The sequence below is a fragment of the Paenibacillus sedimenti genome (genome assembly GCF_014534655.1).
GTDB classification, from domain to species: Bacteria; Bacillota; Bacilli; order Paenibacillales; family NBRC-103111; genus Paenibacillus_E; species Paenibacillus_E sedimenti.
Genome location: NZ_JACVVD010000002.1, coordinates 679221 through 704263, shown reverse-complemented (window position 1 = coordinate 704263; position 25043 = coordinate 679221). Strand labels below are relative to the sequence as shown.

General features: G+C 48.0%; 28 protein-coding genes. 8 read left to right on the top strand and 20 right to left on the bottom strand.

What is annotated here, in order from left to right; translation table 11 throughout:
- Nucleotides 1–9 precede the first annotated feature (9 nt).
- The 3 genes from nikR to ICC18_RS07870 all read right to left on the bottom strand — a co-directional run bounded on the left by nikR (nucleotide 10) and on the right by ICC18_RS07870 (nucleotide 2767).
- Nucleotides 10–447, bottom strand: a complete 438-nt coding sequence (gene nikR, locus ICC18_RS07880; protein WP_188173802.1) for a nickel-responsive transcriptional regulator NikR — start codon at nucleotides 445–447, stop codon at nucleotides 10–12.
- 221 nt (nucleotides 448–668) lie between these two features.
- Entirely contained in the window at nucleotides 669–2387 is a 1719-nt protein-coding gene (locus ICC18_RS07875) for a response regulator (protein ID WP_223192388.1), read from the bottom strand.
- Nucleotides 2388–2392: 5 nt separating this feature from the next.
- The gene (locus tag ICC18_RS07870; protein WP_188173801.1) at nucleotides 2393–2767 is read right to left on the bottom strand and encodes a response regulator; all 375 of its coding nucleotides are present in this window, start codon (nucleotides 2765–2767) and stop codon (nucleotides 2393–2395) included.
- A 145-nt stretch (nucleotides 2768–2912) separates the two neighbouring features.
- Between ICC18_RS07870 and ICC18_RS07865 the strand changes: the two genes are divergently transcribed.
- On the top strand, nucleotides 2913–3581 hold the full coding sequence (locus ICC18_RS07865) for an MBL fold metallo-hydrolase (RefSeq protein ID WP_223192387.1): 669 nt from the start codon (nucleotides 2913–2915) through the stop codon (nucleotides 3579–3581).
- 36 nt (nucleotides 3582–3617) lie between these two features.
- On the opposite strand, the gene ICC18_RS07860 is transcribed toward ICC18_RS07865, so the two are convergent.
- The 6 genes from ICC18_RS07860 to ICC18_RS07835 all read right to left on the bottom strand — a co-directional run bounded on the left by ICC18_RS07860 (nucleotide 3618) and on the right by ICC18_RS07835 (nucleotide 8372).
- On the bottom strand, nucleotides 3618–4010 hold the full coding sequence (locus ICC18_RS07860) for a gamma-glutamylcyclotransferase family protein (RefSeq protein ID WP_188173800.1): 393 nt from the start codon (nucleotides 4008–4010) through the stop codon (nucleotides 3618–3620).
- 88 nt (nucleotides 4011–4098) lie between these two features.
- Nucleotides 4099–4386, bottom strand: a complete 288-nt coding sequence (locus ICC18_RS07855) for a CD3324 family protein (protein ID WP_188173799.1) — start codon at nucleotides 4384–4386, stop codon at nucleotides 4099–4101.
- Nucleotides 4387–4971: 585 nt separating this feature from the next.
- Nucleotides 4972–5730, bottom strand: a complete 759-nt coding sequence (locus ICC18_RS07850) for a LamB/YcsF family protein (protein WP_188173990.1) — start codon at nucleotides 5728–5730, stop codon at nucleotides 4972–4974.
- Between the two features lie 53 nt (nucleotides 5731–5783).
- Nucleotides 5784–6812, bottom strand: a complete 1029-nt coding sequence (locus tag ICC18_RS07845; protein ID WP_188173798.1) for a 5-oxoprolinase subunit C family protein — start codon at nucleotides 6810–6812, stop codon at nucleotides 5784–5786.
- Nucleotides 6802–7563: a 5-oxoprolinase subunit PxpB gene (gene pxpB / locus ICC18_RS07840; RefSeq protein WP_188173797.1), complete on the bottom strand. Its 762-nt coding sequence runs from the start codon at nucleotides 7561–7563 to the stop codon at nucleotides 6802–6804. Before pxpB ends, ICC18_RS07845 begins: the two co-directional genes overlap by 11 nt.
- Nucleotides 7560–8372, bottom strand: a complete 813-nt coding sequence (locus tag ICC18_RS07835; protein WP_188173796.1) for an alpha/beta hydrolase — start codon at nucleotides 8370–8372, stop codon at nucleotides 7560–7562. The genes pxpB and ICC18_RS07835 overlap by 4 nt, the downstream gene beginning before the upstream one ends.
- Before the next feature lie 109 nt (nucleotides 8373–8481).
- Here ICC18_RS07835 and ICC18_RS07830 point away from each other — a divergent pair, with 109 nt between their 5' ends.
- Entirely contained in the window at nucleotides 8482–8802 is a 321-nt protein-coding gene (locus tag ICC18_RS07830; protein WP_188173795.1) for a YbjQ family protein, read from the top strand.
- Nucleotides 8799–9044: an HD family phosphohydrolase gene (locus tag ICC18_RS07825; RefSeq protein ID WP_188173794.1), complete on the top strand. Its 246-nt coding sequence runs from the start codon at nucleotides 8799–8801 to the stop codon at nucleotides 9042–9044. The genes ICC18_RS07830 and ICC18_RS07825 overlap by 4 nt, the downstream gene beginning before the upstream one ends.
- Before the next feature lie 76 nt (nucleotides 9045–9120).
- Here the strand turns inward: ICC18_RS07825 and ICC18_RS07820 are convergent, their stop codons facing one another.
- A complete protein-coding gene (locus tag ICC18_RS07820) occupies nucleotides 9121–10719 on the bottom strand; it encodes a bifunctional metallophosphatase/5'-nucleotidase (RefSeq protein ID WP_188173793.1) in 1599 nt (532 codons plus the stop codon).
- A gap of 146 nt (nucleotides 10720–10865) precedes the next feature.
- Here ICC18_RS07820 and ICC18_RS07815 point away from each other — a divergent pair, with 146 nt between their 5' ends.
- Both ICC18_RS07815 and ICC18_RS07810 read left to right on the top strand, forming a co-directional pair.
- Nucleotides 10866–11828 (top strand): phosphate/phosphite/phosphonate ABC transporter substrate-binding protein, encoded by a 963-nt coding sequence (locus ICC18_RS07815; protein WP_188173792.1) that lies wholly within the window; start codon nucleotides 10866–10868, stop codon nucleotides 11826–11828.
- Between the two features lie 192 nt (nucleotides 11829–12020).
- A complete protein-coding gene (locus ICC18_RS07810) occupies nucleotides 12021–12266 on the top strand; it encodes a hypothetical protein (protein WP_188173791.1) in 246 nt (81 codons plus the stop codon).
- 67 nt (nucleotides 12267–12333) lie between these two features.
- On the opposite strand, the gene phnE is transcribed toward ICC18_RS07810, so the two are convergent.
- From phnE to ICC18_RS07790, 3 genes are all read right to left on the bottom strand, one after another.
- Complete coding sequence (gene phnE / locus ICC18_RS34735) at nucleotides 12334–13908, bottom strand: phosphonate ABC transporter, permease protein PhnE (RefSeq protein WP_223192385.1); 1575 nt, start codon at nucleotides 13906–13908, stop codon at nucleotides 12334–12336.
- On the bottom strand, nucleotides 13905–14678 hold the full coding sequence (gene phnC / locus ICC18_RS07795) for a phosphonate ABC transporter ATP-binding protein (RefSeq protein ID WP_188173790.1): 774 nt from the start codon (nucleotides 14676–14678) through the stop codon (nucleotides 13905–13907). The genes phnE and phnC overlap by 4 nt, the downstream gene beginning before the upstream one ends.
- A gap of 172 nt (nucleotides 14679–14850) precedes the next feature.
- A complete protein-coding gene (locus ICC18_RS07790) occupies nucleotides 14851–15876 on the bottom strand; it encodes a HoxN/HupN/NixA family nickel/cobalt transporter (protein WP_188173789.1) in 1026 nt (341 codons plus the stop codon).
- Between the two features lie 170 nt (nucleotides 15877–16046).
- On the opposite strand from ICC18_RS07790, the gene ICC18_RS07785 reads away from it, so the two are divergent.
- The 3 genes from ICC18_RS07785 (at nucleotide 16047) to ICC18_RS07775 (ending at nucleotide 18288) form a co-directional block, all read left to right on the top strand.
- Complete coding sequence (locus ICC18_RS07785; protein WP_188173788.1) at nucleotides 16047–16859, top strand: sensor histidine kinase; 813 nt, start codon at nucleotides 16047–16049, stop codon at nucleotides 16857–16859.
- A complete protein-coding gene (locus ICC18_RS07780) occupies nucleotides 16860–17531 on the top strand; it encodes a response regulator (RefSeq protein ID WP_188173787.1) in 672 nt (223 codons plus the stop codon). It begins immediately after the preceding gene.
- Nucleotides 17532–17664: 133 nt separating this feature from the next.
- Nucleotides 17665–18288 (top strand): YcnI family copper-binding membrane protein, encoded by a 624-nt coding sequence (locus ICC18_RS07775; RefSeq protein WP_188173988.1) that lies wholly within the window; start codon nucleotides 17665–17667, stop codon nucleotides 18286–18288.
- A 73-nt stretch (nucleotides 18289–18361) separates the two neighbouring features.
- Here ICC18_RS07775 and ICC18_RS07770 read toward each other — a convergent pair whose 3' ends face one another.
- From ICC18_RS07770 to ICC18_RS07740, 7 genes are all read right to left on the bottom strand, one after another.
- Nucleotides 18362–18625 (bottom strand): YciI family protein, encoded by a 264-nt coding sequence (locus ICC18_RS07770; RefSeq protein ID WP_188173786.1) that lies wholly within the window; start codon nucleotides 18623–18625, stop codon nucleotides 18362–18364.
- Between the two features lie 3 nt (nucleotides 18626–18628).
- A complete protein-coding gene (locus tag ICC18_RS07765; protein ID WP_188173785.1) occupies nucleotides 18629–19117 on the bottom strand; it encodes a dihydrofolate reductase in 489 nt (162 codons plus the stop codon).
- A gap of 34 nt (nucleotides 19118–19151) precedes the next feature.
- Nucleotides 19152–19946, bottom strand: coding sequence for a thymidylate synthase (gene thyA / locus ICC18_RS07760; RefSeq protein ID WP_188173784.1), 795 nt, complete (start codon nucleotides 19944–19946; stop codon nucleotides 19152–19154).
- A gap of 178 nt (nucleotides 19947–20124) precedes the next feature.
- Nucleotides 20125–21207, bottom strand: a complete 1083-nt coding sequence (gene rhaS / locus ICC18_RS07755) for a rhamnose ABC transporter substrate-binding protein (RefSeq protein ID WP_188173783.1) — start codon at nucleotides 21205–21207, stop codon at nucleotides 20125–20127.
- Nucleotides 21208–21433: 226 nt separating this feature from the next.
- A complete protein-coding gene (locus tag ICC18_RS07750) occupies nucleotides 21434–22417 on the bottom strand; it encodes an ABC transporter permease (protein ID WP_188173782.1) in 984 nt (327 codons plus the stop codon).
- Nucleotides 22418–22420: 3 nt separating this feature from the next.
- Nucleotides 22421–23455 (bottom strand): ABC transporter permease, encoded by a 1035-nt coding sequence (locus tag ICC18_RS07745; protein WP_188173781.1) that lies wholly within the window; start codon nucleotides 23453–23455, stop codon nucleotides 22421–22423.
- Between the two features lie 24 nt (nucleotides 23456–23479).
- Entirely contained in the window at nucleotides 23480–25000 is a 1521-nt protein-coding gene (locus ICC18_RS07740; RefSeq protein ID WP_188173780.1) for a sugar ABC transporter ATP-binding protein, read from the bottom strand.
- Nucleotides 25001–25043: the final 43 nt, after the last annotated feature.

The following is a 25043-nucleotide window of genomic DNA, read 5'->3' as shown; positions in this document are numbered from 1 at the left end:
CCGTTTGGGTTAATGTTGTTCGTGATGATGCTCATCCACGTGCGTGACGGACAGCTCCGCATACCCGACGCCCTTGAGCACTTGAATGCGTTGCTGCAGTTCTCTCAGCTGATGCACCTTACCGCGGACAACTAAAATTTCCAAACATTGTTGGTGGTTCAAGTGGATATGCATGGTTGAAATGATCTCATGATGGTAATCATGTTGAAGCTCCATTAACGTGATCGGCAAGTCACTCACATGATGGTCGTAAACCATGACAATCGTTCCGGCAACCGTTTCGTCCGGTTGCATCGCACTCGATGCGAGCAGTGCTTTCCGCGCTAAATCCCGGATGGCCTCGGAGCGGTTATCATAGCCTTGCAAGGCGATAAGCCGGTCATATTGATCGAGTAAGGATTGCGGCATCGAGATACCGAAACGTACGAGTGCCTCTTTATCAGACATCGGTACAGCCCCTCTCCTTATACGTGTATAGTTAATTCGATGGATCACATTTATACACTCTACTCTAGCAGAAAGTAGCCTAGGCGAAAACCCATTTAGGTACCGCTTGCTCGACATGGAATCTCGTGGGCAAAACGATCTATACAACAAAAGGGGAGTGGGCATAAACCCGGCTCCCCTTTTGTTAATTCGAAGGCACCACGTCACTTTATGGGGTTCTTTTATTCTAGCTGCATTAAGCGTTTGACCCGCGCTTCAAGCTCGACCAGCGAGAACGGCTTCGTCATATAGTCATCCGCCCCCAACTGAAATCCTTTAACAAGATCGTCTTCCTTCTTTTTCCCCGACAGCATCAGTACCTTCAGCTCACGCTGTACCGGGTTCGAATTGTTCTTCAGCAGCTCCAGCAAATGAAAGCCATCCAGCTTAGGCATCATCCCGTCCAAGATGCATGCATCAAACGTACGTTCTTGAAGCAAGCGATGCGCTTCTTCCCCATCCGGAGCATGCGTAATTTCTATCGGTAAATGCTCCAAGTGCGATGTTAAGATTGACCGCAGAATCGGATCGTCATCAACGATGAGCAAACGCTTCTTCATAGCGGGGCTTGTTGATGTTTGGGAAGATCCATCTGAAATTATGCATTCTTGAGCGCCAACTACGCGATTTCTCCCTTGCTGCTTGGCATGGTACATCGCTTCGTCCGCTTTGCTAATCCACTCCGCAACAGGCAATCCCGGCTCCCATGCGGCGATACCTGCAGAGAATGTGATAGAGAACAAGTGTCCTTCGTACTGGGCAACCGGTTTTAACCGAACTTTATCTAGGATGCCCTGCATGATCTGTATCGCTTGCTCAGCCGTCGTATTCGGAAGGGCGATCACGAATTCCTCGCCGCCAAAGCGCGCCAGCAAATCCGTCGATCGCAAATTGACCTGCAGCAAGTGCGCCAAGCCCTGAAGGACCAAGTCGCCGACATGATGGCCGTAGCCGTCATTAATACTTTTAAACCGGTCAATATCTATGAAAACAAGAGAAATCGGAGCCGGATAACGCTCTATGCGCTGCAGCTCCATCCCAATTTGAAGATCAAAATACCGCCGATTGAACACCCCGGTAAGCGGGTCCCGAAAAGCAAGCTGTTCAAAATTTTTGGTTCTTTTTAACAGACTATAGATTCTTGCCGCCAGCTCTTCATATTGGAAAGGCTTCATTACATAATCATCGGCGCCCAGTTGGAAACAACGAACCTTATCATTCAAGTCATTGCGCCCTGAAAGCACGATCAGCGGAAGCCACTTTAAGGTCGGGTCTTCCTTAAGAAACTCAAACAATTCATACCCGGACTGAGGATGCATCATCAAATCCAACGTAACGAGGTCATACGTGTGCTCGCGCAGCAACTTCTTGGCTGTTTCCACGTCAGACGCTTCATCGACGATACAATCGTCCATTTGAAGCCTGCGGGTCAAATACGAACGCAGCACTTCATCATCATCAACAAGCAGCAGCCGGCTTTTTAGCGTCCCGAGCAGAGAACCACCGCCTGGGTTTTGCTGGTCGTCCATTTGAAGCTCCGTCAAACAGATGTTGTATTCCATGTTCATCTGCCGCAAAGCGACTTGACTCGCAGCTGCGCTTTCTGCTATTGTCGACATGACCAACAGGGTGCCTTCGCTTGCTGGTGTAAGAGACTGCGTCCATTCCCAAGCACGTACAAGGTCTTCGGCTAGTTTGCCGATGCGTTGATACCCAAAAACGGGTGCGCTTCCCTTCAGCGTATGGACGATCCGATAAAACTGCTGCATATCGTCCACTTCCGGGGAATCCGGGATATTCATAAGCAAAGATTGCAGCTGTTCCAGTTGTTTTTGAAACTCACGTATGAACAGCTTTCTTCCCTGCCTCATAATTCTGGCATCTTTATCTGAATCGAGCATGGCGTTCACCCTTCCAGCAATTGTTGAACCGTATCCAGCAGCTGAAGAGGACTGAAAGGCTTCACGATATAGGTCGTGACCCCTGCCGCTTTCGCTTTCTCTTTATCTTTCTCAAGCGCCTTGGCAGTCAAAAGAATGACAGGCAAGTCCCGATTGGCATTATCGCTCCGACGAAGCCATTCACAGACCTCAACGCCCGTCCGCTCCGGCATCATATAATCTAGAATAATTAAATCGTAAGATTCTTTTTGCAATTGCTCTATCGCTTGCTGACCGTCTTCAACTTCCGTGATCTCGTAACCTTCATCGGAGAGCGTTTCCATAAGCAGAAAGCGAAGCGAGATTTCATCGTCAGCGAGCAATATTTTTTGAAAAGACATGGCGTTCTCCTCAACCTGTAGAATTATGACTAATTATAGCATTTTGTGTCGAAGCAAGGAACCGATTTGTTCAAAATTGATCTTCAGAATTTCAACCATTACAATAAGAATAACTAGATTAGTATTCAGGTTGGAGGTGGAACGATTGGCACCATGCGCAGGAATTAAACCACTCTTATTAGAAATGGACGCAAATGGAAATCCATTTGTCGTTCATGCCGCACTGCTATGGGATGAGAACGATGTGATTCTCGTGGATACGGGGATCCCCGGCCAGCTTGAAGTCATTCACAAAGCACTTGCAGAAGCAGACTTTCCTTTTGAAAAACTGACCAAAATCATCATCACGCATCACGATATGGATCATATCGGGAGCTTACCGGATCTGGTCAATGCGTCAGAGGGACGTATCGCAGTCCTCGCACACGAACTTGCCAAGCCGTACATCTTGGGGGAAGTGCCTACGATAAAAAGTAAAAGGCTCGTCCCGCCTACCCAAGTAGATGTTACCCTGCAGGATGGTGACGTGCTCCCTTATTGCGGCGGCATTCAAGTCCTCTACACCCCTGGCCATACTCCGGATCATATCAGCTTGTATCATAAGCCTAGCAAGACATTGATTAGCGGGGATGCACTGACCTCACAAGATGGGACCATAATGCCTCCGAATCCGAACTTTACACCGGACATGCCGACAGCACTGAAGTCAGTTGCCAAACTGCTTGCCTTAGACATAGCGACTATCATCACCTATCATGGCGGCGTATGTACGGATAACATCAAGAAACGCCTTTTTGAGATTGCCAAAGGTTGAGATATTTATTAGAAGAGCCGATTACTGGCTCTTTTTTCATCGTGCACGATGTTCTTTCCAAGAGCCGCTCTCTATTTCCTTAAGACCGCTTGTCTCTTCCCAAATGTAAACCCAGCCCTCTCTTGAGGTGTTCATATCCCTGACCCACACCCGTTCATATTCGTTGGATGCCGCTCCCGGTCCATAATAATCTTCGAGCATGTCCATGGCTTTCAGTCCTTCTTCCGTGACTTCCAACCATTCACCGACAACGAAATGATCCTGCGCATCGTTCTGACCGTCTTCGAACAGGACTAATGCAGGGTAGAGTCCGACATCATACAAACGGCCGCGAACCGCCCCAGGCTGCACGGAAAGGACAAAAGGAGCCGCAACCTGATGATTGCTCTCTCCAACTAAAAGCGTACCGTAAACAAAAACTGAAATCATGATCTCTCCCCCTATTACCGAATACGCTAAATATAACATAGTAAAACGGCAGAAAAAGAAAAAAGCAGCAACTCAATGGTCGCTGCTTCTACGCTTGGTTTGCCGTTAATTCACGTGTCTTCACGATAATTTTGCGAATGCTGTCTTCCGATAGATGGAAGACCTTGATCAGTTCCATAACGGTAGAACCGTTCTGGTACATGCGGAAAATTTCCCGATTTCTGCGTTCTATAATAATACGTGTTCCATTATTTTCTCCCCAGCCGGCGCGTTTTTGCTCCTTCTTAGGGATATATACGATTTCACCTTGGATATATTCTTGTAATTGTTTCAATAGGTTAGGGGGAAGAACGTCCTTCCCGTTCTTGTAACTCATGGATGAGAACCTCCTCAAATTGTTCGATCAAAGTTAACTTTGCTCTAATTAAATTTGCAGAGAGTATCTTCATGACCCCTAAACCTCATACCATTCTCGAAAAATGGAATAAAAAAAACACGACCATAATCGTGCCTGTCGGTTGTATATGCAATTATACAAATTCAGGTGAACGGTTATTCGATGAATGATATTCAGTTAGGAGACGAGTACCTCTGCGGCCGCCGCAATCATCGCTACTGTCATTGTGTTGTTCATTATCAAACACTCCTTTCACCAGTTTTTGTTAGTGGTACATTTCTCATTATATGTAAAAAACTTCTCGTTGTCTACTCGCTATGTAAAATTTTATTTCGGAGGCCTTGCGGCCTCCGTAGAACGATTGCCTCTGCTTACGCAGAGACCACCTCTGCTGTTGTAATCACCTTGATCACTCCTTTCCTAAGGAATCAGCCGGCCGGCTACTTCTATATTTACTCATATTATCGGTCGTTTCTCAAGCGAAAGAATGGTTATAAATATTCTCTCCCATTGATTGCATAAATCACTCCAGCCATGGCTTTATCTATCTGGAGCATGCTGCGGCTAACGTAGCGACTTGACCGCGATGCCGCTGCTGCCTAGCAGCGCGCGGATATCGCGCGCGAACTCCACGGAGTGTTCCCCGTCGCCGTGGATACAAATCGTGTCCGCGTGCATGCTCAGGTCCTCCCCTTCCAGGGAGAGGACCTTCCCCTCGCGGACGAGGCGCACGACCTGCGCCGCAGCCTCCGCGGCGCAGGCCACCAGCGCGCCCGGCTGCTCGCGGGGCGTAAGCGTGCCGTCCCGCCGGTAGGTGCGGTCCGCGAAAGCTTCGCTCGCGGTGCGCAGCCCGGCGGCGGCGCCCGCCCGCAGCAGCTCGCTGCCGGGTGGGCCGAAGAGCGTCAGCTCCGCGCTGACGCTCGCCGTCGCAGCCGCAATGGCCGCGGCTAGATCATGGCGCTTCGCCGCCATGTGATAGAGCGCGCCATGCGGCTTGACGTGCTGCAGGCGTCCGCCTTCGGCGCGGACGAACGCCTGCAGCGCCCCGAGCTGATACAACGTCAGCTCGTATGCCTCGGCCGGCGAGATCGCCATCTCGCGGCGGCCGAAGCCCTGCAGATCGGGGAGGCCCGGATGGGCCCCGATCGCGACGCCTTTGCGCAGGCACAGCTGCACGGTGCTGCGCATGGTGGCGGGATCGCCTGCGTGGAACCCGCAGGCGATGTTGGCGGAGCTGACGTAGTCGAGCAGCTCCGCGTCGCGGCCTGGGCGATAGGCCCCGAAGCCTTCGCCCATATCGCAATTGATATCGATGTGCAACACGATCATCCCCCTTCTTTTCCCTGTTAGGTTCGATTCCATATCGACTTACATTCCTATCCCCGATCCCTTGCCCACGCCTTCAAACCGGCTTGCAGCCTGCGCAAGTCCATTTCTTGAAGGAGCAGCAGCTCCTGTGCTTCACGTAAACTAATCTCTTGAAAGCGAAGCTGACCGCCCGGTCTCACTTGAGCGACGAGCGGAAGATCTGCATGAATGACCTGTCCAATACGGGGATAGCCTCCTGTCGTTTGGCAGTCGGACATTAGAACAATTGGCTGTCCGCCAGGCGGCACTTGTATGGTTCCCGGAACAACAGCTTCGGAGATCATCTCACTGTCAGCACTGTCCCTAAGCTCTAGCTTCACGCCATCGAGACGATAGCCCATACGATCGGATTGCGGAGTAACGGTATAGCTTTCTTGAAAGAACCTTTGGACACTCTCATCTGAAAATTTCACAGCTTCTCTTCCGCGTATAATACGAACCACAGGATTTTCTTGGTAATCAGGGTGAATCGCCGGGCTCACAAAGCATGGCGCAATAAGCGTTTCGTTTATATTCGCCAATATGCTCAGGCTGCCCATGGCTCGTAGCATACGTGCTAAGTTAGGCTCAGCTGCACCTGCCTCCAATATGTCTCCGGTTCTAATCGCTCTACCTTCATACCCGCCTAATCCGGCACGCAAATAGGTGCTTCGGCTGCCCAACACGGTTTCAACGTCGAATCCCCCTGCTACTGCAAGATAAGATCTGCATCCCTTAACCGCATAATGAATACTTAGTTGTGATCCGCTTCGGATCAAGAAAGGACGCCACATCGGCACTTTTTCACCATCGATCTCCGCTTCCATTTCGGCGCCGCATAACGCTAGCAGCATATCCTTACGGGCATACAGTATCGCTCCTTGCAGGGTCATTTCCAAAGCGGCTGTATTGGCGGCGTTGCCAACAAGCAGATTAGCCGTCCGGTGCGCGAACCCATCCATGGGCCCCGATGTTATGACACCGTCTTTACGGTATCCGTAACGTCCTGCATCCTGTAAGGTTGTAAACAGTCCCGGCTTCCTGACTTCAAAGCTCATTCAGTTCGTCCCTTTCTGCCTGCTGGTCATATTGCTCTCCGGTAATCGGTACGAAACGGACCCGATCTCCGACATTTAGAAGAGTAGGATTGCTCGCTTTCGGCTGGAATAAAGCCAGCGGCGTCCGGCCGATCAGATTCCAACCCCCGGGCGTCTCCAGCGAGTATATGCCTGTCTGGCTGCCGCCGATGCCTACCGAGCCCGCCGGTATCCTCTCTCTCGGTACCTTTTTGCGCGGAGTTGCAATTCGTTCATCCATACCGCCTAAATAGGGAAATCCCGGGGCAAAGCCAATCATATAGACCGGATAGACCTGAGACGTATGGCGGTGAATCACTTCCTCAGCTGAAATACCGTGATAGAAGGCAACTTCCTCTAAATCAGGCCCATACAAGCCCCCGTAACAGACAGGAATTTCAACCACTCTATGAGGTTCATGAAAAACGGTCATGTCTTTTTGCTCAAATTCTCTTATCGTCGCTTGAATATATGAAAGCACCCGTTCATACGGCAGCAGCCCTGTGTGTGAACCTGTATTTGCTTGATCTGTATACACAGCAAAACTATCATAATAGATCGTTATGGTTGTATAAGCTGTTACCATTTCCCGATACCCAGGAAAGCTGTTTGCTTCTATGTAAGCCGCAAGCTGACGAATCTGCTCATGAATTGTTGGATCAATCCTCGTACCCAGTTGAACTACGATGGCGGATTCACCTAACGCGTAGCACTCATAAGAAATGTTTGTCATGCAAAATTTTGCTTTTTGATCCATACAGCGCAAAGATCCGGCCAAATCTTCGCTTCGGGATGATCTTCAGCAAGACCAAGTCCATGCCGGCCGCTTTCAAACACATGCAGCTCAAATGGCACCTTATGGCGACTAAGCGCTCCCGCAAAAAGTAAACTATTTTCGACTGGGACCGCAGCATCGTCGGCTGTATGCCAGAGAAATGTCGGCGGGGTATCTGCTGTCACCTGTTTCTCCGTCGACAGCAAGCTTACCAGCGTGTCATCCGGTGTTTCTCCAAGCAAAAGCAGCTTAGACCCTTCATGCGCGAACTCACCAAAAGTGATGACCGGATAGCATAAGACCATCAAATCAGGCCGGCTGCTCTGCCGCTCGATGGGGTCTGGTGATCGCATGTCTCCAGCTTCATACAGCGTGCCGGCTGTAGATGCCAGATGACCTCCCGCAGAAAAACCTAAGATGCCGACACGATTCGGATCTATATTCCACTCCTGAGAATGATGTCTGACGGTTCGAATAGCTCGCTGCGCATCCTGCAACGGAGTCGGATGCTGATGAGGCGACACTCGGTAGTTAAGAACGAATGCGGAAATACCGAGTCCATTTAACCATTTAGCTATAGGCTCGCCTTCATGATCTGCACGCCTACGATATCCCCCGCCTGGACATACTATGACGGCAGAGCTCAAGCCTTCGCCGGCAGCAGGGTACAAGGTCAAACTCGGACAACCTCGGTTCTCATCCCCGATGCTATCCGTAGATGCTCCGGGCCACAATTCGATCGTATTCTTATTCACATTGAAATTCATAATGAAACCCCCTATTCGCTTCTTCGTACTAAGATAATAATAGCGAAACCGATTCATCTGGCAAAGACAAATTTCAAAGGTTATCCAATTGAAAAGGAGCGGTTATCTAATGATTGTAGCTACAACAGAAAGTATCGCAGGGTATGAAGTAACGGAAGTGCTGGGTAGTACATTCGGTGTTGTCGTTCGCGCCAGAGGCATCGGCGGCGATATCCTCGCATCTTTGAAAGGGCTTGTTGGCGGGGAAGTCACACAGTACACGCAAATGGTTGAAGACGGACGTCGCCAAGCCATGGACAGATTGGTGAAAAATGCAGCGGCCATGGGCGCTGACGCCATCGTCATGATGCGCTTTGACAGCGGTGATATCGGGCAGAACATGAGTGAAATCGTCGCCTACGGAACAGCAGTTCGGATACGAAGGCTATGAATGGTCTAATTCCTTTATTTTTTGTATATGGATTGTGGTTCATTGGCTTTATTCTTCTCTTTCTGCTTGGCTGGCTCGTTTACGATAAGCGATATAAAAGTAAAGAAGGAGCCGAATCCAATAAACCGTCAAACGGCTTTGTTTGGACACCGGAAGTGTTTATCGATCCCAAAGACGGCTATACCTACAGAGTTTATTATAACCCTCGATCTGGTGATCGAGAGTACATTCGCGAACGTTGAACGCAACAACATCATACAAAAGCCGTCGACAATCAAGGAGCCTATGCTCTTCGCCTGTTGACGGCTTTTATTATTGTTAGTCCCAAATAACTTCCCAGTTGTGATTCACCGTTGCTTCAATGGTGCCTCGTTCCATGATGTAATTCGCCAGAAGCTCGGCTACATCCGTCGGAATATCCTTGATAACCGGCTTGTCCTGGAACATCAAGTAATTGCCGCCGCCTCCAGCGCGGTAGTTGTTCATCACAACATCGAAAGAAGCCGTTAAATCCAGCTGCTCCCCTTCGTAATCAAGCTTAATGACACGCTCGCCCACAGGGCGGGAAATATTAATTTGGTAGCTGATTCCTTCCCACATATCGTAGTTATAATGCTGCGGTTTGGGGTCGCGAAATTTAGCGCTTACCTGAACTGTTCCATCCGCCGCCAGCTCAAAATATTCCGCAGATTGTTCCAGCGCATCCTTGATGTCCTGACCGGAAATTCGAATAACCTTGAGGGTGTTCGGATAAATATAGTTAGAGACGATGTCCCTCATCGTAATGTCGGCAGGAAAACCGGGCGAGACATTATCAAATAATGCCGTATTCGAAATAGGGGCACCCGACAGTTCCATCTGTACACGGTTAATAAATTCGATCAATGCGCTGTCCTTCAAGCGAATTTGCATAGGATCCTGGACCCGCATATCCCCCGTCAGCTTGCCAATCGGCTGATCCAGCCACTCCTGTGTCTTCGCTTCATAGCTGCTGACAAGTTCGGTCAACTTAGGATCGGCATGAACGCCTGCAACCGGCAGCAATTCGGATTTCTTAGAGGCAACGATCCATTTACCTTCACTTTGCACCAATTCCACTTGTACCTTCCCAAGCGTCGCTCCCGCGCTCCCAGGCTGCACAATGACAACGCCATTGATTTCCGTTCCGGCAATGCTGCGGTGCTGGTGTCCGGTAAGAAGCACATCGATGCCTTCCACTTCCATGCATAATTGATATCCTTGGTTCTCTCCCGTCAAAGGTTCCGTCGGCTCACCTGTTGCCATATCTCTTTCGAAGCCTCCATGGTATGAAACGATAACCAGATCCGCTTTCTCCTGCTCTTTTAGCACATGAACCCACTTCGATGCGGTTTGCACGGCATCCTCGAATCGGAGCCCTTGGATGTGGTTCGGATTTTCCCAGTTCGGAATATATGGGGTCGTCAGTCCTAGAATGCCAATTCGGACACCATTCGGAAGCTCTTTGATTACATAAGGTTTACCTAAAAAAGGCTCACCCGTTAAAGCATCCGCAATGGTTGCGCAAAGCCAAGGGAATTGTGATTCGCGCACAGCTTTTAATAGGACATCAAGCCCATAATTAAATTCATGATTGCCTATTACTGCAGCATCATATTTCAAATAATTAAGACCCAGGACCATCGGATCAACCGGTGTATTATCCAATCTTGCATGATGATAAGCAAGCGGTGTGCCTTGAATGAGATCTCCGTTATCAATCACGATGACGTGCTGATCATTGTTGCTCCGTTCCTTCGCAATTAATGCGGCAATTTTCGACAAGCCTACGTCGTTTGGCTGATTATTTGCATAGTGAATGGGCAGCATGCTGCCGTGCAGATCACTCGTTTCCAGTATGGAAATCACGCATTTCTCTGAGCTTTTTTGCCTTTCCATAACCCCGCTCCTCAATGACAATATTTTGTAACAATTGACAGAGATTTTGTCACATTAACAAATACTTTACACCATCTTCCATATCTTCTGTGTTAATGTTATATTACATCTTGTACTATTGTAAATAATTATACGGAGGTCAAAACATGTTGAAAAAGTTTGCAGCAATCAGTATGTCTTTAGTCGTAGTAGCAGGTATTGCAGCAGGGTGTGCAAAAAAAGAAGAGACTAGCGCCCCATCAACTGCAAAAGCTTCAGCAACACCGGCTGCGGCAGCAGGCTTCGTACCAAAAGAATTAAAAGTACAATTCGTACCTTCCCAGAATGCAGAAACACTTGAAGCAAAAGCAAAACCTTTGGAAAAATTGCTTGGAGACAAGCTAGGCATTCCCGTTAAGGTTTCTGTCTCAACTGATTATAATACAGTAATTGAAGCCATGGCTTCTAAACAAGTGGATATCGGCTTCCTGCCTCCGAGCAACTACGTTGTCGCTCACGACAATCGTAAAGCGGCAGACCTGCTTGTACAAGCGCAACGCTTTGGTGTAGATGACGCTACTGGTCAACCTACTAAAGAGCTTGTGGACTTCTACAAATCAATGATCGTTGTAAAAGCTGATTCTCCAATTAAATCCGTAGCAGATTTGAAAGGTAAGAAAATCGGCTGGCAAGGTGTTACTTCCGCAGCAGGTTATGTATATCCAGGGTTCGTACTGAAAAAAGCTGGCGTAGATCCTGTTAAAGACGTTACTGGCGTACAATTCCAAGGCCATGACAAAGCGATTATCGCATTGCTGAACGGTCAAGTTGACGCTGTAGGCGTATTCCAAGATATCCGTGCCAACATGGTGAAAGACTACCCGGATGTATTTAAACAAACAAAAGTACTTACTTTCTCTGATAAAATTCCGAATGATACGATCGCTGTTCGTTCCGATATGGATGCTGCTTGGAAAAAGAAAATCCAAGACGCTTTCATCGCGATTGGTACCGATCCGGAAGGTCAAAAAATCATTTTCGATGTATACTCCCACAAGGGTTATGTAGCTACTGAAGATTCCAAATTCGATATCGTTCGCAGCGTGAACAAAGAAATGGGCTTGAAATAATACAGAGCCCTTCTAATGAAAATGCCTCTTGCATGATGATCTGGTCATGCGGAGGCATTTTTTTGCTCTTTTCGTCTCCTCCACCGCATACTATGGATGGTGGCACGTCCTCGATTTACAAAAAATATTTTTACTTTTGCATGACAAATGTTTACTTGGACTTGTCATATAACATAGAGAGGTGAAAATTGGATGTTTAACATGCTAATTGGTTGTAAAAAAATGGTTTCCATCCGTTACGGCAAAGACGACATCAGAGGGGTCATTTCTAGTTATTATCAGGCTTTTCGATTATTGAAAATCAATAATATCCTTATCCCAATTGAACTGATCGAACATATTGAAGTGTTGGAGGGCAACGCTGAAGCTGCCTTAATCCCGCAGGTCTTACGTGAAGGCAGATCCCTTTACCTTATACAAGGGGGACGAACAAGTTAAGCTCGTGTTTTTTACTTTTCTGTTCCAACTATGGCAAAAGGACGCCGCATTCGCGGCGTCCTTTGCTTTACACAATCCGTTTACGGAGTGATGCTGAAATATAGTCAATGACCGATACGGTAATAATGATACCGATGATGATAATACCGACCCGCGGCCACACCCGTGCATTGATAGCAAAGATCAACGGCGTACCGATACCGCCGGCTCCAATTACCCCTAACAATGTCGCCGAACGCACGTTGATTTCAAAGCGGAATAACGTATAGCTGATAAAATCGGGAATGACCTGAGGGATTACAGCAAAAGCCATTTTCTGCCAAAAATTAGCTCCAACTGCTGTCATCGCTTCCGTTGGCCCCATATCCATATTCTCGATCGCTTCGGAGTACAACTTACCCAGCATTCCAACAGAGTGAAGCCCAAGCGCCATCACGCCTGCGAATGCACCAGGTCCTACTGCTTTAATGAAAATCAAGGCCATTATCACTTCAGGAATCGTTCGCACTACACTAAGGAACAATTTGCCGGATCCGGAAACCGCACGATATCGGCTCATATTTGCAGCGGCCCAGAAAGCAACCGGAAGACAGACGACCGCCGATACGAAATTCCCTAAGAATGAAATGGATAACGTTTCTAACAAACTGCGGAGGAGATCTTCGCCTTCCGGTATGTAGACGTAGGCCCAATCCGGTTGGAGCAATCCGCTTATCATTGCTTTTGTAAGAATCCATGTTGTCGGCTGGAAACCAGTCAGTTCAAGACCTGTCAATGCCCATATTAACAAAGCGATAACTATAGCCCATCCAAGTGCCATATAGATGCGAATTTTGGATTGCGATACAGGCTTGCTGCTGCCCTTTAGCAAATATCTGCGGAATCGGGTACTGACCAAATCAATCATAACCACAACCAATAAGGTATAGATGACGATCGCGCAGGCTTGATCGTAACGGAACAAATCGAGCGTATTTTTGAGCAGTAAACCGATACCGCCGGCACCGACCAAACCGAGGATCGCCGAGGCGCGGATACTGACTTCAAATGTGTATAGCAAATGTGCCAAGTAAGTAGGAGCAACTTGCGGAATAACGCCAAAGCGAATCCATTTAAGCTTGTTGGCGCCAACGGCTGTCATCGCTTCAAGCGGTCCCGGATCAATAGCCTCGGTTGACTCATAAGAAAGTTTAGACAATATCCCGAAGGTAAAGAAGATAAGCGCGAGAGTGCCCGCTGTCGGTCCGAAACCAACGAGTACCGCAAACAGAGCCGCATACAATAAATCCGGGATGGTACGAAACAGATTCATAATGAATCTGGCCGGGTAAAACAACCATGGCGATGTCGTCACGTTACGCGCTGCAATTAAGGCCATTGGGAAGGCAAACAACGCTCCAACGAACGTACCCAGGATTGACATCTGAAGTGTCTGTGCCATCGGTTTCCAGATATCCGCGAAAAATTGCCAATCCGGCGGGAACATTTCACCTACGAATTTTATAATTTCCGGTGTTCCGGTTATGAGCTTGGTTAAGGTTGCTTCTGTCTGATAAATGCTCCCTACGAGGAAAAGAAGCATAAGGATTACGGTGATGTACAGCTTCGTGCGAGGGGGCCTCTTGAAGGTCGTGGAACTCATCCTTCCTGCACCCCCAGAAGCTCGTCCTTCTTGATAGCGCGGCCATAAATTTCTGAAAACGCTGCATCCGTGGCTTCTGCAACAGGACCATCAAACACGACTTTACCGGCTCTTAACCCGATAATGCGCGTCGCATACTCCCTTGCCAGGTCAATAAAGTGAAGGTTAACAACCGTAGTAATTCCCAGCTCTGTATTAATTCGTTTTAAGTCGTCCATGACTTGTCTAGTTGTAAGCGGGTCTAAAGATGCAACAGGCTCGTCCGCCAAAATGAGTTTGGCTTCCTGCGCAAGCGCTCTTGCGATGGAAACACGCTGCTGTTGACCACCGGATAATTCATCGGCGCGCGAATAAGCTTTTTCCCGAATGTTGACTCTCTCGAGTGCTTTCAAGGAAAGCTCAATGTCTTCTTTGGGGAATAGGCCCAATACAGTTCTCAAAGTCGAATGATAGCCTACACGACCAGATAGCACATTGCGCAGTACAGAAGACCTTTTAACCAGATTAAAGGTTTGGAAAATCATCCCGATATTTCTGCGCATGCGACGCAATTCGACGCCTTTCGCATTTGTAATGGATTTCCCGTCGATCATTATTTGGCCGTCTGTAATCTCATGCAAGCGGTTAATGGAACGAAGCAAGGTCGATTTTCCCGCTCCCGAAAGTCCTACGATGACCACGAATTCTCCGGGATTAATCGTGAGGTTAATATCGTTCAGTCCTACGGTACCGTTAGGATACACCTTAGAAACGTGCTGAAACTGAATCATACAAATCCTACTTTCTCTAATGGTCTAAAAATATCAGATGACTACTTTCAACGTGATTCGGCAAAATCCTTTTTTGCCATTTCATCTTTATTAAATATTTACATAAGATTGTTTGTTAGAACAAAAAAAGATAGCCCAATATGACTACCGGACTATCTTACTTCTTTCTTTATCATACTTTAGCACTCCAGCGCTCTTCAATCCTAAACCATTTCCAGATGCCAACGGAAACCGCCCAGGCCAGAATAAATAAACCAACCAGCATATAGCCAAGCATTCCAAAATCGAGGTCTTGCAGCCAGGTCCAGAAGCCGCCTTCCATTCCGATTTCTTCAGACAGAACCTGCCCCAGCTCCACAACCCCGATAACGAGAGCCGCGATTACGGCTATTGTCGTGACCGTCAAATTGTAGTACAGCTTGCGGACGGGGGTATGAAATGCCCAGCGGTAAGCTTTCGTCATGAACATGCCGTCTGCCGTATCGAACAAGCTCATTCCAGCGGCAAAGAGCACCGGCAGAGAGATCACGCCAATGAATGGAATAGCTTCCTTCGCCGCATTCGCCGAGATGGCCAGCAGCGCAATTTCGCTGGCGGTATCAAAGCCAAGACCGAACAAGAACCCGAGCGGATAGACATGCCAGCTTTTGCCGATAAAAGCGAATAGCGGTTTGATCATTCGTGCAATAAGCCCTCTGGATTGAAGCAGTTCTTCGAACTCGTCATCCTTAAATTGACCAGTCCGGAATTTGCGGAACAAACGATACAGATTAATGAGGATGAGCAAATTCAAGATACCGATAATAACGAGGAAGGTTCCGGATACAGAGGCGCCGATCACGCCGCCAAAACGCTGCATCCATGGCAGTTCCCGCTCTGCCCACTGGACGGAGAAAGCTGTTGCGATGGCCATCAGGAAAACAACGGATGAGTGTCCGAGCGAGAAGTAAAATCCAACGCCAAGCGGATTCCTCTTTTGCTGAACAAGCTTGCGTACTGTGTTGTCGATGGCGGCTATGTGGTCAACGTCGAAAGCGTGACGCATGCCGAGGGTGTATGCCAATAAGCCGATAGCCCAGAAAGTCGGCGAGGTCTTGGCAACGCTATACAAACCAATGATGCCTATAACGTGCAGGAGTATAATAAAACCAACATACCCGATCCAGCTTTTTTTCTGCTGCATGATTGCTTTCCACATTCCTTCTCCCACCATGCCTTTCCATATCGTGCTACGATTTATTAATAATGTAGCACACGTGTGCATGATTGAAAAGGTTTTGCCTGGGTTTTTGTGAAGAATTCTAACATTTTACCTGTTATAATAGAAGCCATGCCAAATACAGATGCGAAAAAGGAGCTGAACAGCCGATGTCTCTGCGCACGCTGAAATTATTTGCGATCTTATTGCCGGTTCTGATCATTGGCGGCTTTGAGTATATACGACATGAATTTCTGCTTAATTATTTAACGATGGAAGCCGGGAATTTCACGATTACCGTTATTACGTTCCTGCTCTCCTATCTTTTTGCTTCTTGGATGTTTCAAAGCATCGAACGGAACAATGAAAAGCTGACGGCAGGCGAATCCCGCAGAGCGGTCTACGAAGAGCGCGAACGGCTGGCCAGGGAGTTGCATGATGATTTGGCGCAGACGCTCTTTTTCCTTAATGTAAAGCTGAAGCAAGGCCATCTGGAGGAAGCGAAAGCAGCGGTATCCGAGATTGACAACTCGCTGCGTCAGGCGATTTTTAATTTGCGGACACCTCCGGAGGAAGGCTCCGGCTTCACCCAGCGCCTGCACAAGTGGCTGCAAGATTGGCAATTGGTGACGGAAATTGAGCTGAGGACGCGGATCACTATTGCTGAGGGAAGCTTCAATTCCACAGAAGAAGTGCAGCTGTTCGGTATCATTCAGGAGGCTTTTACCAATATTCGCAAGCATTCCAAGGCAACGCGCGCATCCATTATTCTTGATGCAAGTCCTGAGGAGTGGCGCTTGCACATTACGGATAACGGCTGCGGCTTACAGGAGCGCGCCGTCTTGAATAAGAAATACGGCATTGAGCTGATGCATAAACGGGCTTCCGAGCTCGCAGCAACGATTGAAATTCGTTCTTCAGGAACCGATGAGCAAGCTACCGGTACAGAGCTTCATGTTCATTCATTAAGGAGGAATTCCTAAATGTCAGGCAAACAGCCATATCGCGTTCTCATCGCGGACGATCATCCCTTGGCGAGGAAAGCCATACGCAGCATGCTGGAATCCGATTCCGATTTCTACGTAGTCGGCGAAGCATGCAATGGCGAAGAAGCGCTGCTTCTATGCAGAGAAGTCGAACCTGACGTCGTGCTGATGGATATTCATATGGCGCCCGTCAACGGTCTCGAAGCAACCCGCCGGATTAAGCAATTGAACGGATCTATCCGGATCGTCATGCTCACGGTTTCCGATGATGTAGCAGACCTCTTCACAGCGTTGCAATTCGGTGCACAAGGCTATCTGCTCAAAAACATGGACCCCGACGAATGGCTTACTTATCTTCATGCGCTGCTGGATGATAATTCGGAGGTGGCCAGACAGATGGCAGACAAGCTCTTTCAGCGGTTTCGCGCCCCGATCCGGTCACCGATAGACGGTCCTAACCCCAACATGCTCACCTCGCGCGAACAGGAGATTACCTCCTATGTTGCCGACGGCTTCAATAACCGGCAGATTGCAGAGAAGCTGCTTATTTCCGAGCATACGGTAAAGAATCATATGAAGAACATTCTGGAAAAGCTCCAGCTGGAGAATCGCGTGCAGCTTACCGCCTTCGCCGTTAAATTCGGGTTGACACGAAAAAGACAATATTAGCTTAACCCCACAACCCTAAATATCAAAAAATAGCCCAGTTGAGTCATACTCTTTTGCTTGGGATTCGGGTAAGATGGAGAACATGATAAGAGCTGATTCGAAAGGGGAAAGAAATAAAGTGTTAAAGAAATTGATGTTTAATGTAGGAATTTTACTCGCCGGCTCCATGCTGCTAGCCGGGATTGCAAGCGCCCATGTAACGGTATCGCCTAAAGAGTCGACCCAAGGAAGCTATGAGAAATTTACGGTTCGCGTACCCACCGAGAAAGATGTTCCAACCGTTAAGGTTGAAGTAAAATTCCCGCTTGATTCGGTAGCCATCTCCCGTTTTGAACCGAAACCAGGCTGGACATACGAGCTGGCCAAAGATACATCCGGCAAAATTACCGGAGTCACTTGGACAGCAACCGGCGACGGATTATCCAAAACGGAATTCGGCGAATTCAATATGCAAGGTAAAGTAGCCGATACCGCTACGCAGATCGTATGGAAAGCTTATCAAACCTACAAAGACGGCAGCGTTGTTGAATGGGTTGGCGCAGAAGGCGCTGATAAGCCCGCTTCTGTAACAACTGTAAAACCGAAAGCTGCCGGCGCTGCTGCAGACAGCCATGGCCATACCGCTGCAGGCGGGGCGAGTGCAAGTACGGCCGGTACAGGAACTGCATCCGGGAACACATCCTTGTACTTATCCATTGCGGCTGTTATACTGGGCGCGCTGTCCTTAATCATTTCGCTTGTAAAAAAACGGAGATAGCAATCGGAAAGCCCTGACCTATAACCTGGATCAGGGCTTTCTCTATGCACCGGAGACGCGCCGGGGCTTTTTTTTAACTAATGACAATATCCCATTCATGGATTTCGCAATGTCTTGCGCCTAATTTAACGAATGGGTCCGCTTCTGCAAGCTGCTTCGCTTCTTCCATTGTCTCCGCCTTGTAGATAACGAGACCGCCCCAGCCGTCCACGAATCGCCCATTTGCGAAAATTTTCCCATCGCTTCTTCGCTCTTCAAGATAGGTGAGGTGAGCAGGTCTGTGCTCTTTGCTAAGCTCCTCATCCTTCATCGGCAGCAATACGGCAAAATATTTCACAGGCTACGCCTTCTTTCTATCATAGATTCGGAAATAATATTCGTACGGATTTTTCTCGTTGCGTTCGCCCTGCTCGCTGGAGACAAGCGTCCACTCCGACATGTCCATTTCCCCAAAATAGGTATCCGCTTCAAATTCATGCTCAATGTAGGTAATGTACATCCGATCAACCACATCCGTCATCAAGCGAAAAATTTCTGCGCCGCCGATCACGAACAGTTCTTCGTCACGGAACGCTTCAACTGCTTCCTCCACCGAATGAACAACTTCACAGCCCTCAGCCTGAAACTGACGATTCTGCGTCAGAATTACATTCCGTCTGCCTGGCAGCGGCTTACCGATGGAATCATACGTCTTCCGACCCATCAGGATGGGATGTCCCATCGTCACCGATTTGAAAAACTTCAAATCAGCAGGAAGGTACCACGGAAGCTTATTGTTTACGCCAATAGCTCGATTCCGATCCATGGCAAAAATAAATGAAATGCTCATCGAAATCCTCCTTTCCTTACATCTGCCAGGCTAACTAAATCGCGATCGGAGCTTTAATCCCCGGATGGGATTGATAACCTGCAAATTCAAAGTCCTCAAATTTGTAATCGAAGATCGACTCCGGCTTTCTATGGATCTTAAGTTCAGGGCTTGGGTACGGCTCGCGAGTCAGTTGGAGATTCACTTGCTCCAAATGGTTCAAATAGATGTGAACATCTCCGCCCGTCCATATCAGATCCCCGACTTCAAGATCACACTGCTGAGCGATCATATGGGTCAAAAGCGCGTAAGAAGCAATATTAAAGGGCAGACCGAGGAAAGTGTCCACGGATCGCATTTGGAACATGCAGGACAAACGACCGTCCGCCACATAAAATTGAAAAGCGTAATGGCATGGCGGCAATGCCATCGTTTCAATCTCTGCAACGTTCCAAGCGCTGACCAGATGCCTGCGCGAATCGGGATTCGTCCGGATCTGATGAATCAGCCCGGAAATCTGATCAATGACTTGTCCATTGGGCGCCTGCCACGTTCTCCATTGCGCGCCGTATACGCGGCCCAGATTCCCTTCTTCATCCGCCCATTCGTCCCAAATGGTCACGCCATTTTCACGCAAATAGGTTACATTCGTAACCCCGCTCAAAAACCAAAGCAGTTCATGAACGATCGATCTCATATGCAATTTTTTCGTTGTCAACAATGGAAAACCTTTGGTTAAATCGAAGCGCAGCTGTCTGCCGAATACGGATATCGTGCCGGTTCCCGTGCGGTCTTCTTTTTTAACACCATGGTCCAGAATGTCTTGTAGTAATTCCAAGTACGCTTTCATCAGTCACCTCATCAATTATGAATCTTTCTGCATCCGCCGCGATTTTTTTGCATCTCAAACCATTATAACAGAGAGACCACCAATTCGGAATTACCGTTTACGCGCCTCCGGCAATGGAAAAAAACCGTCCGGAAGATCACGGACGGTTCATCGTTTGTAAATAATAGAAAATATCTGATTAATAAACCTTTTTCCACTCGGCAATATTGGAAGCATCGAATTTGAACGGGTCGCCAAGCATAATTTGAGTGCCGTCTCCATCCTTCACAATAGCTTTATCGCCTAATCTTCCGGCTTTAAATTTGTCGCCCTCTTTACCTGTAATCGTGCCTTTTACCAACGCATCGGCTGTATAACCTGCAAGGTAACCAACATCAATCGGATTCCAGAGATACATCCACTTGCTGACGCCACTCTCGATATATTGGGCCATTTCACTTGGAAGACCAAGACCTGTCAGCTGCACTTTATCTTTTAGGCCTTTGTCCGTGAGCACTTTACCTGCTGCAGCAATACCGACAGTCGTAGGAGAGATGATGCCTTTCAGGTTCGGAAAAGATTTAAGGAGCGCTTCGGTTTCGGATACGCTTTTATCGCGAAGGTCGTCTCCATAGGCCACTTTAACCAGTCTAATGTCTTTGTATTTCGGATCTTTGAGTTCTTCCTTCATCCATTCGATCCACGTATTTTGGTTCGTAGCCTGGGAAGTGGCGCTAAGCACGGCAATTTCGCCTTTTCCGCCGATCATTTCGGAGATCGCTTGCACTTGCACACGCCCGATTCGCTCAGGGTCTGCTTGATTAATATGAACCAAACGGCTCTTGAAGTTTACAGCGGAGTCAAGAGAAAGCACCTTAATTCCGGCATTCATCGCCTTTTTTAATGCGGGTTGAAGCGCATCCGGATCATTGCCTGCGATCGAGATGGAATCGACTTTTTGGGAAATCAGCTCTTCAATCATTTTAATCTGCGCTTCGGCAGTCGGTTGGTCCGGCGCTTTGAGGATTGCCTCGCCCCCCAGCTCGGTGATCGCATTTTTGAAACCCTCCATCTGTTTTTCGCCGTATGGGTTCCCCGTATTTTTGAAAATGATAGCATACTTTTTCTTGCCGCCCGAAGCATTGTCGGCAGGTTTCGCCGCCTCCGTCTGTTTCGGAGCACTGCTCTCTTTCGCATTGTTCGTTGTCGTCGTTTGACCGCATGCGGACAAAAGCGACAATGTAAGTACGGCAGTCAAGCATGTAGCAAATACTTTTTTCATAAATGAAATCCTCCCTTTTTTTGTTTTCTCATTTATACATAATCAGCGGCATTCGTCGAAAGAGAGATATTTGCGCAATTAACATATATACTATCCCCGGGTAAACTATATATTATAGCGGGTGAAAACCAAAGCATAACAGTAGACAGGCCGCTGATATGATTTTCAGTTGTTCACCCTTGAGCACGTATTCTACTTTCGTCTTGCCTGCCGTTGTATAACCCGATTAAACCTTGCGAAGCTTCTTGATCTTCAATTTCGGAATAACGACCGCAAAGATAAGCAGCAAACCGATGATGATAAGCAAAACTTGCGCAGGAACATTGACCAAACCCAATCCGTAGCTGAGCATACCAACCAGGAAGACAGCGATAATCGCGCCGATCATTCTCCCTTTGCCTCCTGCCGTGCTAATTCCGCCAAGCACAACCATAGCAATCACATCAAGCTCATAGCCTGTTGCGACGTTCGGTCTCGTACTTCCCATTCGGGAAGTCAGGAAGATCGCGGTTACTGCAGCCATCAATCCTGTCAACGCGAAAACGATGATTTTGATTTTATCGACTTGAATGCCTGAGAATCTGCTTGCCGTCATATTATTGCCCATCGCGTAGATACGTCGGCCGAATGTTGTCTTATGAAGCAGCAACCCGAAGACGACCGCGAAAACGATGAAAACAATCAGGATGAAAGGAATGCCGCCGACATATTCCCACCCGAAAAAGCTGAACCAGTCCGGGAATTGCCCCTTCGCTTGATCTTCCAAGAGCATGTAAGCAATTCCACGATAAATAATCATCGTAGCCAGTGTAATAATAACCGACGAGAGCTCCTTAAACTTGACGATGAGAAATCCGTTAATGAGCCCGCATACGGTTCCAACCAGTAAGCTGATGAGAATGGCAAGCCCCATTGGAACGCCATGACTATACAGATCCGCCATAATCACGGATGAAAGCGCCACTGTAGAGGCAACGGAGATATCAATTTCGCCAAGAATCATAACCAACACCATCGGCAGCACGATAAATGCTTTATCGAGAAATCCCATCGTCGCGTCACGCAGGTTATCTACATTCATGTAGTAAGGGGATAAATTTGCATTCAGAATATTAACCAGAATGAATATCAGGATTAGAAGCCATTCCCACTGAAGGAAGAAGGTCTTGTAATTAAAATCTTTCTTAGCTTGAATCGTTCTCAGTTCCATTCGTTAAATCTTCCTCCTCATGAGGTGATTGCGGTCCACGCCTCTCTTCACCAATGCATTTACGAGTACAGCGATAAGGATGATCGTGCCCTGAATCGCCATTTGCCAGAATGGAGAGACGTTGATCAATGGCAGTGCATTGTTCAAGATACCAAGCAGGATCGATCCCAGAATGATACCGGATATTTTCCCCGATCCGCCGGCAATGCTGACGCCTCCCAGTACGCACGCAGCAATGACGCTTAACTCGTAACCGGAAGCCGTATCCCCTTGAGCCGACGCGAACTTGGATACCCAAAGCACGCCTGCGAGTCCCGCCAGTCCGCCCATAATCGAGTAGACCATCCATAATATTTTATCGTTATTGATTCCGCTGATTTTAGCGGATTCAGGGTTGCTTCCCACCGCATAAATCTGCCGGCCCGTTCGCGTATGATTGATGAAATAGTAAAACACGATGTAGATCAGAATCGCAATAAAGATCAGTGTATTGATGCCTAAAACAGAACCCGTTGCAATGGCTTTAAAGCTATCGGGCATTTGATGGGCGCTTACCCATTTCCCGCCGCTTACCGTAAAGGTGAGACCCCGTATGACATTCATCATCCCTAAAGTTGCAATGATCGGCAGCACGCCGGTTTTCGAAATCAAAAACCCGATGATGACGCCGCTCACGATGCCCACTAACGTACCGAGCAGGATAACCAGCATCGGATGCATTCCCGGATAAGCGCTGACCGTCATGGCCGATATCATCCCGGAAAGCGCGAGGGTAGCGCCGATCGAAAGGTCGATTCCCCTCGTGATGATAACAAGCATCATGCCAACGCTCAGTATGCTTAGAATTGCTGTGTTCGTAATTAAATCATTAATGTTCTCCAATGTTAGAAAACTGGCATTGTTCAACTGCACAATGATCGATAGAATGATGATGAAGGACAGTAAGCCGAGCTCACGAAACTTTGCGATCTGCGCACCGAGGGTCCTTTGTTCACCTGTTTGGCTGAACGTTCTTTTCTCTATGGCTTGTTGACTCATGTCTGGATTCCTCCTCCCCCTTGATTAACCGATGCCGACATGGGTTTGTAAAGGCTGGCTGCTCATAGAAGCTTCCAGAATCGCTTCCTGCGTCACATGCTCTTTATCCAACCGCCCCGTTATTCTTCCTTCCCGCATGACGATGATCCGATCGCTCATACCGATCACCTCGGGCATATCCGACGAAATAAGAATAATGCCGTAGCCTTGAGCAGCCAAATCATTGATAATCTCGTAAATCGCATATTTGGCTCCGACGTCAACCCCCTTCGTCGGCTCATCCAGAATCAAAATATCCAGATTTGCTGTAAGCAGCTTGGCAAAAACGACCTTTTGCTGATTGCCCCCCGACAGCGAGCTGACAAGGTCGAAAATGCTCTGCGCTTTTACGCTTACCTTCTCCGCTAACGACTTCGAGACTTGCGACTCTTGCGACTCGTTGAGCCAACCTCTTCTGGCATAATGGCCAATGTTCGAGAGCGTAATGTTCCGCCCGATATCCCACTCCAGCACAAGCCCTTGTTTCTGTCTGTCCTCCGGCAAATAACCGATTCCCAATTTGATCGCATCTTGCGGATTTCGAATGTTCGTTTTTGTTCCTTTTACATAAATACCGCCCTGATCGGCTTGCTCGATCCCGAAGAGCGTCTGGCTCACTTCCGTACGACCGGCCCCAACCAATCCGGTAAGTCCAAGAACCTCTCCTCTGCGCAATTGAAACGAAATGTCCGCAAAATAGCCTGTTCTTCCCAGTCCTTCCACGCGGAGCAATTCTTCGCCGATTATAGCCTCTTTTTTGGGATAGAGCTGCGCAATTTCACGCCCCACCATCGCTACGATCAAGTCTTCATTGGATATTTCATTCACGCCCCAGGAACCGATATACCGGGAATCTCGAAACACCGTAACCTTGCTGGCCAAGCGATACATATCTTCAAACCGGTGCGAAATGAAAATGATCGCAACACCGCTGTCCCTCAGCTGCTCGGTAATTCGGTACAGCTCTTCGCTCTCACGTTTGGTCAGAGCTGCGGTTGGCTCATCCATGATAATTATTTTCGCATTGGTTGAGAGCGCTTTCGCAATTTCTACAATTTGCTGCTGCGCCACACTAAGCGTCCCCATTTGCGTTTTAGGTTCAAAATTCGCTCCCAATGTATCGAGCAGCTTTTTAGCTTCCGCATGCATCTCGTTCCATAAGATTCTTTTTGTTCCTTTATGTACTTTTTCGTGCCCCATGAAAATATTCTCGGTTACACTTAGATCCGGATAGCAGGTCACATGCTGGTAAATGGCTGCTATTCCATATCTTTTGGCATCATTGGGATTATGAAAAACAACTTTGTTACCGTTTACAAAAATGTCCCCTTGATCCGGCTGGTGAACGCCTGTGATCACTTTAATAAAAGTGGACTTCCCTGCGCCATTCTCGCCCATCAAAGCATGAATTTCCCCTGCTTGGAGCTGGAAATGCACGTGATCAAGAGCTTTGACTCCCGGGAATGTTTTTGTAATCGCTCTCAATTCAAGAACATATTCACTCATTGTTATCCCCTACCCGTTTGAATATTCTTATCTGTGAGTAGAA

Excerpts from the sequence above, each read along its gene's own strand:
- nikR (WP_188173802.1), bottom strand. The coding sequence starts at position 447 with ATGTCTGATAAAGAGGCACTCGTACGTTTCGGTATCTCGATGCCGCAA.
- ICC18_RS07875 (WP_223192388.1), bottom strand. The coding sequence starts at position 2,387 with ATGCTCGATTCAGATAAAGATGCCAGAATTATGAGGCAGGGAAGAAAG.
- ICC18_RS07870 (WP_188173801.1), bottom strand. The coding sequence starts at position 2,767 with ATGTCTTTTCAAAAAATATTGCTCGCTGACGATGAAATCTCGCTTCGC.
- ICC18_RS07860 (WP_188173800.1), bottom strand. The coding sequence starts at position 4,010 with ATGATTTCAGTTTTTGTTTACGGTACGCTTTTAGTTGGAGAGAGCAAT.
- ICC18_RS07855 (WP_188173799.1), bottom strand. The coding sequence starts at position 4,386 with ATGAGTTACAAGAACGGGAAGGACGTTCTTCCCCCTAACCTATTGAAA.
- ICC18_RS07845 (WP_188173798.1), bottom strand. The coding sequence starts at position 6,812 with ATGAGCTTTGAAGTCAGGAAGCCGGGACTGTTTACAACCTTACAGGAT.
- pxpB (WP_188173797.1), bottom strand. The coding sequence starts at position 7,563 with ATGACAAACATTTCTTATGAGTGCTACGCGTTAGGTGAATCCGCCATC.
- ICC18_RS07835 (WP_188173796.1), bottom strand. The coding sequence starts at position 8,372 with ATGAATTTCAATGTGAATAAGAATACGATCGAATTGTGGCCCGGAGCA.
- ICC18_RS07830 (WP_188173795.1), top strand. The coding sequence starts at position 8,482 with ATGATTGTAGCTACAACAGAAAGTATCGCAGGGTATGAAGTAACGGAA.
- ICC18_RS07825 (WP_188173794.1), top strand. The coding sequence starts at position 8,799 with ATGAATGGTCTAATTCCTTTATTTTTTGTATATGGATTGTGGTTCATT.
- ICC18_RS07820 (WP_188173793.1), bottom strand. The coding sequence starts at position 10,719 with ATGGAAAGGCAAAAAAGCTCAGAGAAATGCGTGATTTCCATACTGGAA.
- ICC18_RS07815 (WP_188173792.1), top strand. The coding sequence starts at position 10,866 with ATGTTGAAAAAGTTTGCAGCAATCAGTATGTCTTTAGTCGTAGTAGCA.
- ICC18_RS07810 (WP_188173791.1), top strand. The coding sequence starts at position 12,021 with ATGTTTAACATGCTAATTGGTTGTAAAAAAATGGTTTCCATCCGTTAC.
- phnE (WP_223192385.1), bottom strand. The coding sequence starts at position 13,908 with ATGAGTTCCACGACCTTCAAGAGGCCCCCTCGCACGAAGCTGTACATC.
- phnC (WP_188173790.1), bottom strand. The coding sequence starts at position 14,678 with ATGATTCAGTTTCAGCACGTTTCTAAGGTGTATCCTAACGGTACCGTA.
- ICC18_RS07790 (WP_188173789.1), bottom strand. The coding sequence starts at position 15,876 with ATGTGGAAAGCAATCATGCAGCAGAAAAAAAGCTGGATCGGGTATGTT.
- ICC18_RS07785 (WP_188173788.1), top strand. The coding sequence starts at position 16,047 with ATGTCTCTGCGCACGCTGAAATTATTTGCGATCTTATTGCCGGTTCTG.
- ICC18_RS07780 (WP_188173787.1), top strand. The coding sequence starts at position 16,860 with ATGTCAGGCAAACAGCCATATCGCGTTCTCATCGCGGACGATCATCCC.
- ICC18_RS07775 (WP_188173988.1), top strand. The coding sequence starts at position 17,665 with ATGTTTAATGTAGGAATTTTACTCGCCGGCTCCATGCTGCTAGCCGGG.
- ICC18_RS07765 (WP_188173785.1), bottom strand. The coding sequence starts at position 19,117 with ATGAGCATTTCATTTATTTTTGCCATGGATCGGAATCGAGCTATTGGC.
- thyA (WP_188173784.1), bottom strand. The coding sequence starts at position 19,946 with ATGAAAGCGTACTTGGAATTACTACAAGACATTCTGGACCATGGTGTT.
- rhaS (WP_188173783.1), bottom strand. The coding sequence starts at position 21,207 with ATGAAAAAAGTATTTGCTACATGCTTGACTGCCGTACTTACATTGTCG.
- ICC18_RS07750 (WP_188173782.1), bottom strand. The coding sequence starts at position 22,417 with ATGGAACTGAGAACGATTCAAGCTAAGAAAGATTTTAATTACAAGACC.
- ICC18_RS07745 (WP_188173781.1), bottom strand. The coding sequence starts at position 23,455 with ATGAGTCAACAAGCCATAGAGAAAAGAACGTTCAGCCAAACAGGTGAA.
- ICC18_RS07740 (WP_188173780.1), bottom strand. The coding sequence starts at position 25,000 with ATGAGTGAATATGTTCTTGAATTGAGAGCGATTACAAAAACATTCCCG.